The 16,350-nt window shown below is 45.6% G+C and carries 12 protein-coding genes and 1 pseudogene; 6 read left to right on the top strand and 7 right to left on the bottom strand.

The window, feature by feature from the left end; genetic code table 11:
• Window positions 1-206 precede the first annotated feature (206 nt).
• Both PCO85_16130 and PCO85_16125 read left to right on the top strand, forming a co-directional pair.
• The gene (locus PCO85_16130; GenBank protein WJV52738.1) at window positions 207-2,186 is read left to right on the top strand and encodes an AAA family ATPase; all 1,980 of its coding nucleotides are present in this window, start codon (window positions 207-209) and stop codon (window positions 2,184-2,186) included.
• Window positions 2,183-2,821: a hypothetical protein gene (locus PCO85_16125; GenBank protein ID WJV52737.1), complete on the top strand. Its 639-nt coding sequence runs from the start codon at window positions 2,183-2,185 to the stop codon at window positions 2,819-2,821. The genes PCO85_16130 and PCO85_16125 overlap by 4 nt, the downstream gene beginning before the upstream one ends.
• A gap of 293 nt (window positions 2,822-3,114) precedes the next feature.
• Here PCO85_16125 and PCO85_16120 read toward each other — a convergent pair whose 3' ends face one another.
• The gene (locus tag PCO85_16120) at window positions 3,115-3,486 is read right to left on the bottom strand and encodes a hypothetical protein (GenBank protein ID WJV52736.1); all 372 of its coding nucleotides are present in this window, start codon (window positions 3,484-3,486) and stop codon (window positions 3,115-3,117) included.
• A gap of 60 nt (window positions 3,487-3,546) precedes the next feature.
• On the opposite strand from PCO85_16120, the pseudogene PCO85_16115 reads away from it, so the two are divergent.
• Window positions 3,547-4,361 (top strand): annotated as a pseudogene (locus PCO85_16115) (IS3 family transposase).
• A gap of 343 nt (window positions 4,362-4,704) precedes the next feature.
• On the opposite strand, the gene PCO85_16110 reads toward PCO85_16115, so the two are convergent.
• Window positions 4,705-5,813 (bottom strand): IS3 family transposase gene (locus tag PCO85_16110; protein ID WJV52735.1). Its coding sequence is split into 2 segments (ribosomal slippage): window positions 4,705-5,561 and window positions 5,561-5,813, totalling 1,110 coding nucleotides; the frame shifts between segments, so codons are not numbered across the junction.
• 74 nt (window positions 5,814-5,887) lie between these two features.
• Here PCO85_16110 and PCO85_16105 point away from each other — a divergent pair.
• Entirely contained in the window at window positions 5,888-7,057 is a 1,170-nt protein-coding gene (locus PCO85_16105; protein ID WJV52734.1) for a phospholipase D family protein, read from the top strand.
• 291 nt (window positions 7,058-7,348) lie between these two features.
• Here the strand turns inward: PCO85_16105 and PCO85_16100 are convergent, their stop codons facing one another.
• The gene (locus PCO85_16100) at window positions 7,349-8,359 is read right to left on the bottom strand and encodes an IS110 family transposase (GenBank protein WJV56111.1); all 1,011 of its coding nucleotides are present in this window, start codon (window positions 8,357-8,359) and stop codon (window positions 7,349-7,351) included.
• A 261-nt stretch (window positions 8,360-8,620) separates the two neighbouring features.
• On the opposite strand from PCO85_16100, the gene PCO85_16095 reads away from it, so the two are divergent.
• Window positions 8,621-8,776, top strand: coding sequence for a hypothetical protein (locus PCO85_16095; protein ID WJV52733.1), 156 nt, complete (start codon window positions 8,621-8,623; stop codon window positions 8,774-8,776).
• Between the two features lie 12 nt (window positions 8,777-8,788).
• Here PCO85_16095 and PCO85_16090 read toward each other — a convergent pair whose 3' ends face one another.
• The 4 genes from PCO85_16090 to PCO85_16075 form a co-directional block, all read right to left on the bottom strand.
• Window positions 8,789-11,074, bottom strand: coding sequence for an excinuclease ABC subunit UvrA (locus tag PCO85_16090; protein ID WJV52732.1), 2,286 nt, complete (start codon window positions 11,072-11,074; stop codon window positions 8,789-8,791).
• A complete protein-coding gene (locus PCO85_16085; GenBank protein ID WJV52731.1) occupies window positions 11,067-11,501 on the bottom strand; it encodes a MarR family transcriptional regulator in 435 nt (144 codons plus the stop codon). Before PCO85_16085 ends, PCO85_16090 begins: the two co-directional genes overlap by 8 nt.
• Window positions 11,502-11,685: 184 nt before the next feature.
• On the bottom strand, window positions 11,686-13,311 hold the full coding sequence (locus PCO85_16080) for an ABC transporter substrate-binding protein (GenBank protein ID WJV52730.1): 1,626 nt from the start codon (window positions 13,309-13,311) through the stop codon (window positions 11,686-11,688).
• 1,040 nt (window positions 13,312-14,351) lie between these two features.
• Window positions 14,352-14,969: a LysE family translocator gene (locus tag PCO85_16075; protein WJV52729.1), complete on the bottom strand. Its 618-nt coding sequence runs from the start codon at window positions 14,967-14,969 to the stop codon at window positions 14,352-14,354.
• A 461-nt stretch (window positions 14,970-15,430) separates the two neighbouring features.
• On the opposite strand from PCO85_16075, the gene PCO85_16070 reads away from it, so the two are divergent.
• Window positions 15,431-16,324, top strand: coding sequence for a LysR substrate-binding domain-containing protein (locus PCO85_16070; GenBank protein WJV56110.1), 894 nt, complete (start codon window positions 15,431-15,433; stop codon window positions 16,322-16,324).
• Window positions 16,325-16,350 lie beyond the last annotated feature (26 nt).

The following is a 16,350-nucleotide window of genomic DNA, read 5'->3' as shown; positions in this document are numbered from 1 at the left end:
TTAAATCAATTTAAAAATCAATAAGTTATATTTTTTGGGTATTTCTTAAACAATTGCTGATAGCAAGATTTGATAGCTACTATCGTTCAAAAAAATCCTTGGTTGTGATAAAACATCTAGAACTAGAATGTTCCAAAGATAAACTCGCATGAAAGATCATTTTTGTGCTTATTTAATATAATCGAAGAAATAATTGAGGTAGTGAAATGTCTGACTATTGTTTCTATACACATGACGGATTAGCTTTAGCAGAACGAGTAAATATAAAAGAACTAATCGATGATTTTGCTGAAAGGTATAAAAAGCAGACTTATGTTTTGTGCAAGCCTTTATCAAAAGAAGATGCATCATATGAATACAATGATGCCTTAGCTATTTTCTCCAGTGGAATGAAACCATGTTTAATAAACGCAGGGCATGATGAAGATAAATTTAATTATTACCTTGATGATTTTTTGGAGGATGTGTCATTCCTAGCCGAAAAATTCAAGTATAGGGAAAAAATAGGAAGAAAAAGAGACTGGGAAAAATATTTCCAGATAGTTGAACCTGAAAATTTAGATTTATCTTCATACCTAGTTGATAAAGTGCTAGCGAGACGTGTTGATCTTATTACATCATTAATTGTTGGTAGCATTAATGATGTGTCTAAGATAAAGTTAGAAACAGATAACCTACTTGATAGTGTCAAATCTAAAATAATTCTCTTCGATACAGATCAAACTAGTTTTGTATTTAAAACAGGTGCTGAGAAAAAATACGTAATCCAAGGTTTAGCTGGTTCAGGGAAAACTGAGTTATTACTACATAAAGTCAAAGAGATTTTTGCAAATGATTCAGAATCAAGAATAGCATTTACTTGTTTTAACAAAATTCTAGCATCCACCATGAAAAGCAGAATTCCTGAATTTTTCGATTTCATGAGGGTTGAACGGCAAATTGAGTGGAATACGAAACTTTTCTGTTTCCAGTCTTGGGGGAGTGGAAAGGATCCATACTCAGGAATGTATCGGTATATTTGTCATTTTTACAACATACCATTTGGTACTTATGGCTCAGGATCTTTAGATTATCACAGTCAAAAAGCAGTTGAATTTTTATCGAAACAAGATGTGAGTGATAAAGCATTTGATTATGTCTTCATAGATGAAAGTCAGGATTTCCCTGCTAGTTTTTTACAATTATGTGAAATGGTAACCGCCAAAAAGGTCTTTATCGCAGGTGATGTGTTTCAGAATATATTCAGGCCGATTGATGATGGCGTCAGTACAGCCAATATGGTGTTAAAAAAGTGCTATAGAACTGATCCTAAAAATTTAATGTTCTCCCATGCATTAGGTATGGGATTGTTTGAAAAACCTGTGTTGAGATGGTTGAAGCCCGAGGAATGGGATGCCTGTGGTTATAATTATAATGATAATGATGGAAGAGCACATCTGACACGTGATCCCTTACGACGATTTGAAGATATTCCAAATAACTACCCAAGTACTTCAATGCATTTATTAGAAGGTGACACTGACATCTCTGATGAAATTATTTCAATGATTCAAAGCATCAGAGATAGATATCCTACAACCGAGCAAGGCGACATTGCTGTTATTTTTATAGATAAGGCTAATTATATTTACGATGAGATATCAACACTAAGATTTAAAATAAAAAAACAATACGGCTGGGACTCCAACGTATCTTTTGAGACAAAAAACAGACTAACTGACAAGCTATTTATATCGAATATTAATAATGCTAAAGGATTGGAATTTCCTTTCGTTATTTGTTTTGCAAAACAATTACAATGTTATCCTGGTTTCAGAAATGCTCTTTACACAATGATGGCTAGGTCATTTTTAGAAAGCCATTTATTACTTAGCAATGATACAGATTCAAAAGTATTTAATGCTGTATCAACAGGTTTAGAAAAGTTGATATCAGATAACGAATTAAACGTCAGAATACCAACAGCTGAAGAAATTGAAAAACAGAAAGATCTGTTTATTCTAGCTGAGGGGATTTCTATTGAGAAATCTGTTAAACGTTACTGCGAGTCACGGAAAGCCACGCCTCGATTGGTTGCTAAAATTATCAGCACGGTATCTTCAATGTTAGAAGGAATAGATGATTATTCAGAAGAATATTTACTATCAATAATTGAGGCTGAATATATTAGGAATAAAAAACTATGAGTGTTTATTTATTCGCTAATATACCTAATTATCATCTTGCTGGCTTTGTGCCGGTAAGAGATTCGTATGACAATTTTCTTAATGTGCTGACTTTTATAGAGACAGTCAGCAGTTGCGGACATTGCCGCATAGAAAACGAAGCTGATTCGCAGTTTGCAATATTTACAGGTAATACTACTCGCATTTTAATTAAAAAAGAATTTGGCTATTATACTATGTTTCTGCCGTTTCAAATAATCGACTATGGGGGAAATATTAGTTTCAATTATGATGAATGTAACATGCCAGTAACTTCTCTTTTTATTTCTATAATGAGAAGTTGTGTTGAAGCTTGCCGTGATTATGGATATTCGCATGAGGATATTTTAGAAAATATCATGGTGAATTATAATGCTGACTTCAGGGAGGCTGTAAATTATTGTGATATATTCACGACTTTGATAACTGAAGATCATGGGTATTTTAGATTCGATGATGATGAAGCGAATGAAAATGGTCGAGTTCATCCAAGATATCATTTTGACTTCTATTACAAGAACACTTCCTCGATTAAGGTTGGAATTGATAGAAATATCAACTTTGATTTTTTTAAAAATTTGTTTGATCGTGAAGCCGAAAGGCCGTATGTCATTTAACCATTTGAAAGCAGAAGTCGTTGTAATTATTTTAAACACATTAAATAATGTTCTTTTCCGGCCCAGTTTACTGGGCCTTATTGTTAAATGTTTCAGATTTGGTTTTCATGATTATACTCATTTACTCAAAGTAGCACGCCCGCATATTCCAATCATATATAGTTCATCTTTCTTATATATCATCAAGTAGATTCCCTGTGTTTTTATTAAATTTGAGGGTCCGAACTTCACTCATGCCAACCTTTTAAATCGCAATAACAGAAATGGGAATAATTTACTGGGTAGATTGCAATCTAATCCAAAATATTATTTAAGTCGTCTATGTTTTTTCTCATTTCAGAAGTGCTCTCCTCTGATTGAAATGGTACGGGTTTTAGCATTCCAGAAATTTCTTTCGTTGTATCCCAAGTACCATAGTCAATACACTTAATGGTTTGTTTGTCAGACGTCATATCATAGTTTCTTGCATGCGGATCGTCTATCTCAACTGGCACCTGAGCGCCTGATTTTAGGGCGGGATCTAACTGTGTACATAATTTTTCCATAATCAGATATTTCCCTGACTTACTAATACTTAGAACCTCTGCAATGCAGTCGGTCACCCTAGAAAGTCCGTTTATAATGCTAGTAAAGTAAAAAGTTGCTTCATTTTCATTATTGTCCACTCCCCCTAAAATGAGACATCTATAATTAGATTTTCTGCTTTAACATTTGCAGAGGTCCGCATGAAAAAAGCACGTTTTACTGAAACCCAGATCGTTAACATCCTAAAACTGACTGATTCTGGTCTTAAAGTTGAAGAAATCTGCCGTCAGAACGGAATGAGTAATGCAACTTATTACAATTGGAAATCTACGTACGGTGGTATGGAAGCCAATGATGTTAAAAGATTAAAAGAACTTGAAGATGAAAATGCCCGATTAAAAAAGCTATTTGCTGAAGTCAGCCTGGAAAATCATGCCATGAAGGAGCTTTTCGCAAAAAAGGGTTGGTAATAACCGAGAAAAAATCCTGTGCCGAACTGTTAACGGCCTCAGGGCTGTCGGTTATTACAGCCTGTAAACTGACCTCATTATCCCGGGCATCTTTTTATCGACGTAGCACTGACTGGCGGGAAAAAGGTAAGGCGGTGATTGATGCCATTCAGACCGTTTTGGCTAACTCTCCTCAGGCGGGTTTCTGGAAATGCTATTACCGTCTCAGATTTAAGGGAGTTATCTTCAATCATAAACGTGTATATCGCGTCTATTGTCGGTTAGGCCTGAACCTTAAACGCAGAATTAAAAAAACGTTGTCAAAACGTGAAAATAAGCCGTTATCTGTTGTGAATCAGCCGGATATTCAGTGGGCACTGGACTTTATGCATGATGCACTTTATTGCGGTAAGCGATTCAGAACGCTGAATATTATTGACGAAGGAACCCGTGAATGTCTGGCGATTGAAGTCGATACCTCATTGCCTGCAGACAGAGTTATCCGTGTACTTGAGCGGCTGAAAGAAGAACGAGGACTGCCTGAGCAAATCAGAGTCGATAACGGACTACCGTTTGAATCAACAGTTTTTGCACGCAAGGATCCTGCCATCTAATACAAAGACGATGGGTCATTTTGTATCCGATATCGCTCATCTCCTTTCGGCTTATAAATATGCTTACCATGACATACAAGGGTCCGAATGGCCCGACAGGACTTAACACAGCATTTTGGGAAACCATGGGCGTTGAGCATTATCTAATGGTCGCGATGCGCCTTACGGCCCGTTGAATCACGTCCCATGGCTTATTTCATAATACCCTTTGTAATCAATATTCTGCTTTACAATTGCATGCGCCACTCTGGCGACTTTTGTTGCTACAGCCGTCATGGTGTAGTCCCTCCGGTTTTTAGTACCACCGCCAATGAGGATCTCCGGCCAGTTTTTGCCTCGCATAGATAACGGGTGGCATATCACCCAGTGAGCTATGCGGACGTTCTTCGTTATATTCTGCGCGCCAGTCTTCTGTTAGCACACGGACTTCTGACAGTGTTCTGAACAGATACATATCGAGTATTTCTGTTCGTAGCGTTTTGTTAAATCGCTCAATAAATCCGTTCTGCATTGGCCTGCCTGGCTGAATAAAATCGAGTATCACGCCGTGCAACTCTGCCCATTCAGCTAAAGCAGCGGCTGTAAGTTCTGGCCCGTTATCGCTGCGTATAAATGCCGGATAGCCTCTTTCAGCACTTAACCGCTCCAGGATGCGTACAACGCGATGAGCTGGTATATTCAAATCAACCTCGATTGCCAGCGCTTCCCGATTAAAATCATCGACGACGTTAAATAACCTGAATCGCCGCCCGTCGATCAAGGCATCACTCATAAAATCAACTGACCAACAGTGGTTCATTTTATGCGGAATAACCAACGGCTGTGGATGCCTGTTAGGTAAGCGTTTTTTTCCTTTACACCGAAGGTTCAGTTTTAATAATCGGTAGATCCGGTAAACCCGTTTTGCATTCCACGATAATCCTGCTTGACGTAACTTATTGAACATAAGGCCAAAACCATAGGCCGGATGCTGATGTGCAAGTTTTTGTAATGCCTCGACCACGGGCAGATCCCGCGCCGTGTTCGGGCAATAATGCAACAGGCTTCGACTAATACCGATAATCCGGCACCCGCGTCGTTCGCTGGCCTGATGTTCCGTCATGACGTAACGCACCAGCTCACGCTTCTCAGGCACCGTTAAAGTTTTTTTGATACAACATCCTTAAGAATTTCATGATCTAAACTAAGGGATGCGTACATTTGCTTTAACCGGCGATTTTCCTCTTCCAGCTCTTTCATTCGTTTGATATCAGAGGATTCCATGCCACCATATTTGGCTTTCCAATTGTAATAGCTGGCTTCCGACACACCGTTTTCTCGGCACACATCCTTCACATGCCGACCACCTTCAACCTCTTTCAGAACACGTAGGATCTGAGTTTCAGTGAAACGCGCTTTCTTCATGATGAGCCTCCGTTGGTTGTATTTTAACCAGAGAACTCCATTGTGCGGTAAGACTAAATTCAGGAGGGACTACAATGGCACGACACTTAGACCGAATACTAGGCTACGCATCGCTGTCATATGGGTACCCAAAGAAAAACGCTAAAAGGTGCAGGTTTTGGCGGGACGGATTTTCAATTTTTGCCGAGCAGGATAATACGGCGCTGAGCACAGTATTAGGGAAGAAAATGGAACGGCTTCATACCGAAAATGATCTTGAGAAATTCTTACTTAAACAATGCGGACGAAGCATCACAATCGTCTCCGCATTTGCCTCCGGCACCGTTAGACTCCTGAAATCTATCGCCGCTGAGAATGATGTCGAAGTGATTGTGGGTACGATCAACGCGTTTACCTCTCCGACATTTATTGACGACGCTCGAACGCTGCTCCGCCGGCGGCTTTGGGTGGATTTTTGGGGCAACACTAGCATCCACTGGAAGCTCTATCTCGTCTCGCCTGATATCGTGGTCATCGGAAGTGCAAACTTCACTAACCAAGGCATTGGGATGGGGCGAGACACTTGTGTGGTGATCCAGGACGGTCATCTTTTTGAGGAATATCAGCAACAACTGAAAATCCTAAAAAGGGAGAGTGAAGTAATGGATGGGGGATCTTTCGGCTTTGATGACGCCCTTGAGCGTCACCGCAAGCAGCACAACCGCAATCAAGCAGCCTTACAAATAGCTCAGCAAGGATCACAGTCCAGAAGCCGAACTCGCAAAGTGCCCACCTTTGATGAATGGGCAAAGCAGGGTTTCCTCACGATCCCGTTGTTTGTCTGGGATGAGACCCATACCCTGACAAGAAAGGTTGAGGCAGCCCGAATCATGTACGACCAAGATGGTGTAACCGAGCATTTCGCTGGAAATACAAGCAAACCTGTCGATCCCAAGGTATGGCCTTATCGAGACTTCCTTACTGAGGCGAGCTATGGCTCAAAACCTCCATTTGATCCGAATACGGTAGTACTCGCCACAAAAGCGAATGGTGCGTACATGCGCTTTATGCAGCTTGACGTTATTGTCCGAAAGGATGACCTCGGGCTTGACTTCATGATAGAACGCCGCAAGGGTCGATACGCACATCCTTTCGAGATTACTTCAGCAATCAAGGCTGCCATCGTGCGTCTCATCGAAAAGGGAATGTGTAACCACTACGCAATTCCAGTCGAGGCGCTTCAGGAGGAGTTGCTCTTACCCTGAGCAGAGCCTACGAGCGAAGGCTTTCAAAGCAAAGCGGTCGCTCACCAAGGGCTGAAAACGACCCTCAGCAGGTGGTTAGCTAGCAAACAAGCTAAGCCGCCTGCCACCCTCAGTGTCAGCTACCGTGTTAAGTCAAGAAAAAATAGATTCAACTTTTGGTGAATCGCACCCTGTGCACTGAGGGACCGTCAGCAAACTGCCTGCGCTATCTTTTGATTTATCGTAGGCACCTATCTAATCGGCTACCACTGATTTACGTTAATGAATCCAGTGCCACATGGAACCATCGCATCATGTCACTTTGCATGCATCGTGCTCATCAGAAAAGCGGTATTCTGCATCGAACGGTTTTTGTGTTTTCAGTACACCATAGCACCAGTGAACAAGTTTTCGCATCAGGGCACCAATGGCACACATTTTTGCCTTACCACGCTGGCATAATCGCTCATACATTGCCTTCATCGCCGGGTTAAATCTCATGCCGCACAACGAAGCCAGATAGAGTTTTGCACGGATCTCCGGCGGCCCGATTTTTGACAACCGTCCCCGTCCTCTGACTGAAGTACCTGAGTTCTTTTCAACAGGCACTACACCGAGAAAGGCAGCGACCTGTTGCGCTGTTTCGAAGTGATGGCTACCCAGGATAACCAGCATATTCAGACCCAACAGAAAACCTACGGATTTTATTGATGTCAGCAGGTCAAAATTCTTTTTTAATTCAGGATCCTGATCGAGATGACTTTGTATGAGAGCGTCCAGGTGCTTCAGTTCTGCACCTAAACTTCGGAGCATGTTTTCTATAGATGCAGTAATAACAGCGGGGGTATCAGTTGCCCTTGCATTTTCCAGCCTGTTTTTTTCGCGGATACTGTCTGCGACAAGAGCATCGCGACGATGCAAAAGCGCACTGAGATGGAGGATGTTGTCCGGCGGCGGGCTCCACGCTTCAGGTGCTTTAAGCGCGCCGTAACAGGCAAGCATATAAGCATCAACCCTGTCATTTTTCGTCAGGATCCCCATACCACGGGCAAATTCTCTACTGCGGTATGGATTGGCAAGCGATATCATCGCACCGGCCTTGTGAAGGCCATATGCTAATGATTCGTGATAAACGCCCGTGGCTTCCATAATGATATGAACATTTTTCAACCCGACGTTCTGTTTGCAGAGCCAACTAATTACAGCAATGACCGCATTAAAATCGTTTTTAAGCTTGCGCGTTTTCACCTTGCCTTTTACGCCATCACACAGCAGACACAAATCCAGGGTTTTCTTGCTGACGTCAACACCTAACTGAAACATAGCCGTTTCTCCTTTCACAGAACCATCACGCCTATTACCCTTGTACATGCAGAGTCATCGCTCTTGGCAACCGTTCAATGTTAATGCTGGCGTGAAAGGTGAAGCGGAGGGTTTTAGCTGACACCGAAGGTCGTAGCCTTAAGGATAGTTACTGACTCACTCCGCCTCATGTGCTGGTAGCTAACCACCACATTGTTATTACATACAAGGATAGTTGTCACCCCCTTCTAAAAATGGATCCAGAGGGCGATGGAGTGACAGATGAAACGAATTTCCCCTGAACGAAAGGCCAGCGTATTGGCAAAATTGCTACCCCCTTACAACATGACCGTCGCGATGGTTGCACAGAGGGAAGTGAGGTGGTCACTGGATTTGTGCCAGGGAAGGTGCGAACAAGTTGGTTATATTATATTGTAGTCCTGCCAATATTTAGCCCTGATGAGTAGCGATGCTATCTGACAAATACTCTGACAGAAACGCTCCAGTTACTGACTGATTGTCCTTTACCATTCCGAAGGGACTTCCTTGATAGACGATCTTTCCCCCATGCTTTCCTGCACCGGGACCCATCTCAATCACATGGTCAGCAGCGGCAATTATATCGAGATTGTGTTCGACAACGATGAGGGTCACTCCTTGATCCGCTAGCGAACCGAACAACTGTATCAGGCGTTCCACGTCTGCCATGTGAAGACCGGATGTAGGTTCATCGAACAGATATATTCCTCCGGTTCGGCCGAGTTCTGCCGCCAGTTTCAATCTCTGTCTTTCGCCACCTGACAAGGTAGAAAGCCGCTGGCCGATCTGCACATAGCCGAGCCCTACCTGCTCCATGCGCGCAAGTGCATCTGAGATTGTAGTTTCGCCCTCGAACAGATGTCGTACTTCTGGTGCGCACATGTTCATTATCTCGGCTATGGAGTGGCCCACAACTCGGGCTGAGCGCGCTTCCGCGCTATAACCGGAACCGTCACAGACTTCGCAAACCGCCTCAACCGCATCGAGGAATGCGAGATCGGTACGGATGACACCGCGTCCTTTGCAGAGAGGGCAGGCTCCGGCAGAATTCGTGCTGAACAGTCCAACATGCTTGCCGCTCCGCCGCGCGAAATAGTGACGAATGTCGTCGAGAATACCAAGGTAACTGGCTGGTGTTGAACGAAAAGAGCCGCGAAGCTCAGTCTGATCAATAACGACGACATCAGAACGAAGCCGGGGCAATATCCGGTTAACAAGTGTCGATTTTCCGGACCCCGCAACACCCGCGACCACCGTCATTACCCCAAGCGGGATTTCGACGGACACGTTATGTACATTGAACATCGATTGATTATGGATGCTGATCCACCCGGACGGAGTGCGAGGCTTTTTGCTGAAGTGCCGCAGCTTGCGAAAGGCTCGACCTGTCTCCGTATCAGCTAATTTCAGGTTCGCCACCGATCCCTGATAGACAACCTCTCCACCGCTTTGTCCTGCCTGAGGCCCCATGTCGATTACATGATCGGCGATGGCGATGATATCGGGGTCGTGTTCGACCAGAAGAATGCTGTTCCCCTTGTCCCTCAAGCGGATAAGCAACTCACCGAGATGGCGAACATCGCGGGCGTGCAGACCAACACTCGGCTCATCGAATACATAGGCAATATCCGCAAGACTGCTGCCAAGATGACGGATCATCTTGATCCGTTGGGATTCGCCGCCGGACAGACCGGATGTTCCCCGATTCAAACTGAGATAGTCGAGCCCTATATCGATCATGCTTTCGAGTTTTTCTACCATGGATGATACGACTGGGAGCATCTCCTTCTCTTTTATTCCACGAACAAAATCGAGCAGTTCGCTTGCCTCCATCTCAGCACATTCCGCAATGTTGTGGCCAGCGATCTGGCAGGAAAGCACTTGAGGATTGAGACGGCCGCCTCCGCAAACCGGACATGGCCCGCTTGTCGTCACACGTGCCAGTGCTTCCAGTTCAACGGTGCTAAGATCCGCCTCTTCGCGTTCCAGAAATGAGCGGCGCAGCCGAGGCAAAACACCTTCATAGACCGTGCTTTTCGGCCAGCCTGGCTTGGGGTGAGTTACGGGCGTACCTTCCTCAATGGTCAGACGTCGCCACTCTATCTCGCTATACGTACCAAGAGGCTTTGCTGTATCGAAGAAGCCTGACAAAGCGTAGCGTTTCCAACGCCATGAAGACGGCTCGAATCCTGGGAAACGGATAGCTCCTTCGTTAAGTGAACGCTCCCGGTCGAACAGCGCTTTCTCGTCGATCATCCTGATCGTTCCTAATCCCTGACACTCCGGACACATACCATTGGGATTATTGAATGAGAAGAGGCTGGATTCTCCGATATGAGGCTTGCCAATGCGCGAGAAAAGCAGACGCAGGAGAGCGTAAATCTCCGTCACGGTTCCGACTGTGGAGCGAGCGTTGCCACCTAGCCGACGCTGATCAACGACAATCGATGCCGGTAGATTTTCGAGACGGTCCGCTTCCGGGTGTCCCTGAGGCTTTAGCCGGTTGCGAACGAAGGTCGAATAAGTTTCGGCCAATTGGTGTTGCGACTCAGCGGCTATGGTATCGAACAGAAGCGACGATTTCCCACAGCCGGAAACCCCTGTGAAAACGACAATCTTATGCTTTGGGATCTCGAGGGTTACATTCTTCAGATTGTTCGTTCGAGCGCGGATAATTCGCATCGGCAAATCAGGCATTTTCAGATGCCTCTGCCTGCAATCCCTTAACGGCTTTGCAGCAGAGTTCGGCGAACATCGCTTGTTCTCCCGCCGTCATGACCAACGCTACCAGCCGCGCCGCATCGCATCGTTGGAGCGCTGCTCTTTCCATGAAGGCTTTGCCCTTGGCGCTAAGTCTGGTTTCCTGCGCACGGCGGTCGGTATCGTCGGACGATTGCTCGATTAATTCGAGATCTTTGAGCACGCGCAGTGCCTTTGACAGTTGGGTGCGGGAAACACCTAAGCGCTCGCTAATGATCGACGGTCGCAAAGCACCGTCGACGCGCAGGACTTCCAGTACATCATATTGTGCCCATGTTACCGCTTCTGGCGTGAAACGGTGGCGACGGGCGACCAGTTCACATTGCAGAAGAGATAGTGAGTTTTCAAGATTTATAGTTTCCATTCGGAAACTATAAATCTTGTTGGATTGCCAATCAATCAGATTCGATGAACTTATTGATAACCTTTTGGATATAACGTGTTAGCTTGGCTAGATTCCCTCTCATCCGAGCATTTGTGCTTTGGGTGTGTGCTATGCCCCATCGATGGATGGTGGACAAAAGGGCGGTTAAACACCGCCCTGACAATCAATGTTGTTTAATATAGATATTGCGAGTCAGATAAAATCCGAGAGGCGAAACAACAAATCCACCGATAAAGGGTTTCACCAACTGGTTCTGGACATAGTAATAGACCGGAATGGCGGGAACATCCTTGCTCAGAATGTCGCTGGCTGTTTGGTATTCTTGCTTGATTTTTCCGGCATCGGTCGTTTCACTGGCTGTCTGAATGGCGGCATCAAAATGACGATTACTGTACTTAGTGGTGTTCTGCGTATCCCCGGTGCGGAAGGTATTAAAGAATGTAGAGGGTTCGTTGTAGTCGGCAAGCCAGGTATAACGCACCAGATCGAAATTCCCCTGACGCATGGTTTCAAGCATGGTTTTCCATTCCTGATTTTTCATAGTGACATCGGCCCCCAGATTCTTTTTCCACATGGATGTCGCCGCAATAGCAATACGTTGATGATCCTGAGAGGTGTTATAAAGCAGATTCAGTTTCAGGGGATGTGCCGGGGTGAAACCGGCCTCAGCCAGTAATTTTTTCGCCTCAGCGTTACGTTTACTCTGAGACCAGGCGGCATATGCCGGTGGGGTGAACGTCATTCCACCAATTTTTAATGGCATCAGTGTGTCAGCCGGTTTTTGCCCTTGTCCCACTACTTTATCAGCGATAATGCTTTTATTCAGGGCAAGATTAAGCGCCTGGCGGACACGAACATCGTTGAACGGGGCTTTAGCCGTATTGAACTTGTAATAATAGATGCCGAGCAAATCAGTATTATGAATCTGTCCGCCGAGTTCGGCTTTGAGCTGCCGGTACTGAATTGTTGGAATAGTATCGGTAATATCGATTTCGCCAGCCCGGTAGCGGTTAACCATGGCCGCCTGGTCTGCGATGGGCAGGTAAGTGACTTTGTTGATTACGGTTGCTTTATTATCCCAGTATTTAGGATTGCGCTGGGCCACAACTTTTTCGTTTACCACCCACTGAACAGGGGTATACGCACCGCTGGTGACGATATTGCCTGGCTGCGTCCATTTGTCGCCGAATTTCTCGACAACAGCTTTGTTGACCGGGAACAACGATATATGGCCCACGAACTGGAGAAAATAAGAAACGGGTTGGGAAAGCGTTACCTGGACGGTATGGTCATCCAGAGCTTTTACACCAAGCTGGCTGACGGGCATTTTGCCATCGGCAATGGCCTGCGCGTTTTCAATATGGGCATTCGAGGCAAAAGAAGCGTAGGGCGACGCGGTTTTGGGATCCACCAGTCGCTGCCAACTAAACACCACATCCTGGGCCGTGATGGGTTTCCCATTGGACCAGACGATGCCAGGGCGTAAATGAAATGTCCAGACCGTGTTATTCTGGTTTTCCCATTTTGCAGCAAGATCCGGGTGGATTTTGCCAGCTGCGTCAATACTGACCAGTCCGCTGAAACAATCCAGAATGATATTGAAGGATTCGTTACTTTCGGCGAGCTGCGGATCCAGCGTCGCAGGTTCGGCGCCGTTGCTGCGGACCAGTTCCTGTTTACTGGCTAGTGTGACCCCGCTGGGCACAATGGCTGCCTGTACCAACGGAACTTGCAAACCCATAAGCGCAAGCGCTGAAAGTATGATTATTTTCCTGTTGTTTATTTTCATAAGTATTTCCTCTTTATTATTTCCCATGCTGAATATTCAGCTGTGACGAGTTGTGTGTTTGCATTTGTTTTTTTTGCAAAACGGATATATTCCGTTCGGTTTCTATACTATGGAGGTGAAATGTAGAAATGTGCTACAAATAATGAAAAGGTATTTATTTTGTTGTGTGCCATTTCAGGCATAAGAAAAAACAATTTTTGCTATGATCTCTATTGAATATATAGGGAAAAATGGCCTAAGGAATACACTGTGAAAGTATCTGAAAAGCAGAAATAGTGTAGAACCACATTTTGTATCACTATTTCCTATACGACGTTTAACCAGTGTGTCGGCCATTTATTCATCGCAATGTATTGTTCTACAATCTTAATCAGAGAAGTTAAAAAGCGGGTTAAAATGTGTGACTTTTAGATTGATTTTTCCGAGATGGCATTAGCCAGTGTGGATTTACCGCTGTTTGATGGCCCTATGGTACATATTCTGCGACCGGGATCTGAGCGTTTCATTACAACTCTATTTATAAATATACTTCTGATTAATAACATGTAAATAATCAGGGGTGACAATTTAAAAGGGAGGGAATTTTGTCAGCTATTTCTATTGAAAAGAAATCCCGGCGGTTTCAACTTCGGCGCTGCGCCCTTTTCATATCGGTATAGGGCTCGCCAGGATCGATTACCTCTTCAGCACTCAATCAGTGGCCTTTCTTGTTCTTTAATTCGCTAGCCGTAAATTGTAGCAGCTTATCAATACTCTCGCGAACATGGTCAGTCATTTCTCTCTTCATGATCATCCGCAAGGGAACTTACCGCACGAGGTTTTACGGTTGATGTTGACCTCTGTCTGGAGGTCGATGTGAGCAGGATAGGATGCCGTTTAAATGACGCTTTTTACATGGCCGTTTAAACCCGGCCATAGGTCCGCTTTGGATGTTATGGTATACCTCAATCTGATATTAATCAGTTGAAATCAACACCGAGGGTCAGCCTGAAAACTATCCTATCTTGTAATATTGTGTGGCCTTGAGGTGTGACATTCGCTCAGGTGACGACCTTGGTGAAAGCCAGGGATGCACCCAGCACGATCAGCACGATGCCGATGCTCTTGTCGACCACACCTTGCCGCTTGAGTAGCCGCCGACGCATGGTGGGTGCGGCAAAGAATAGCGCAACGATGCTGAACCAGACCCAGTGAGCTACCGACATAAACAGGCCGTAGGCGAAGTTATGACTCAAAGGGCTACCTGGCTGGACGACCTGGCTATAGGTGGCCACCACGAAAAGCATGGTTTTTGGGTTGAGCGCATTGGTGAGAAAGCCCATACGAAAGGCTGCAAACGGTGATGGAACAGTGCCAGCGGCCTCCTCAAGTGTCAGTACGGCCTTGTTGGTTAGCGACTTATATCCCAGATAGATAAGGTACGACGTGCCCAGGATTTTCATGGTCATGAAAAGGACGGGGGAGCCAGCTATCAGCACGGCAATACCAAACACGGTGTACATCACATGGACCTGTACACCGCAGGCAATGCCCAGGGCTGAGAGCAGTCCGGTACGCGAGCCGAAGGCATAGCTGTTGCGGGTAACCATCGCGAAATCTGGGCCGGGGCTGATGACGGCCAGAATGGTGATGGTGGCAACGGCGATCAATTCATTCATCAATCAAACTCCAGTGAACAAAGCAGGTCGACAGCCCGCCAGCGCTTTCAGCGCTTGTTGAAAGTAATAAAGAGAACGTCCCGATAACCCTGCCGGGTAGGGGTGTCCGCCAGCATGGGTGTTATGTATGCCATGTAGGGTTCTTTCATCGTTGGTGATGGCTGCCTTATTGGGGGAACGGATGGGCTCTTGTTGTTCCTGGTTGTCGAGGGTGGTCGGGTAGAATTGCGAAATCCTATTTGACGACGATTTCGCACAGATTGATGGCATCGTTATGAGCAGTTGGATACATAACTAACTGCTTTGATAACATCATCAGCGATAATATATTCTCCATAATGTTTCCTTAGCTATATGTTTTTACGTTATTTATCTTGTCGAGATGGTCCGATTATTGAATGCTTGCGCGATTCAAAAAAGCGATTTATCGTGAAGCAAATCTGATAAATTTCATCGTGTATATGAAACTCCCCTCTCTTGCTTCATTTCGCTTCTTTGAAGCGGCAGCCCAAACCGGCAGTTTCGTCAAAGCTGCCGAGTCTTTGCATGTGACACACGGTGCTGTCAGCCGGCAGGTCCGACTGCTGGAAGAGGCCTTGGGGATAGAACTGTTCGAGCGGCGCAACCGGGCGATCTTTCTGAACGCGGCTGGCCGTTCTCTGCATGCGGTCACTCAGTCGGTCTTCGAGCAACTCGACGGTGCGGTGTACCGACTACAGCAAACAGCACCGGATGAGGTGCTGACACTGTCTTGTGAGCCCACGATTGCCATGAAGTGGTTGATCCCTCGGTTACCTGCTTTTCACCAGGCTCATCCTGATATCAATCTTCATCTGGTTGCGGCGGGCGGTCCGATTGACTTCTCACGCAGTGGGGTGGACCTCGCATTACGGCGCGACGATTTTCATTGGGATCAGGAAATTCATGCCGTGAGGGTTTGCGACGAATGGGTAGGGCCGGTGAGCCGAGATAGGCGAGGCCGCATGGATACTCTGGAGGACGTGCGCTTACTGCATTCTGGCTCGCGGCCGAAAGCCTGGTCGACGTGGCAACGCTTGGCGAAGGTTTCAACCAAAGGCAGTATTCGGATGGACTATGAGCACTTCTATCTGTGCATTCAGGCTGCCGTCTCAGGCCTGGGCATGGCGATGGCTTCCTTTCTGATGGTGCAGGACGAACTTGAGAATGGACAATTGCACGCGCCGTATGGGTTTGTACGGGATGGTTCGGCTTACTATCTGTTATCACCAGGACCGCTTGAGCAGGATGAAAAACGCACACGTTTTCAAACCTGGCTGGTGCAAGAAGCGGCAGGTTGCCTTCCCGTGATCAAGGGCCAAGATAGCGAAAAATAGTGTTGCGTTATGGTGGAAGTGGCCTG

Source organism: Prodigiosinella aquatilis (genome assembly GCA_030388725.1).
Lineage (GTDB): Bacteria > Pseudomonadota > Gammaproteobacteria > Enterobacterales > Enterobacteriaceae > Prodigiosinella > Prodigiosinella aquatilis.
This window is presented reverse-complemented; position numbering and strand designations above follow the sequence as displayed.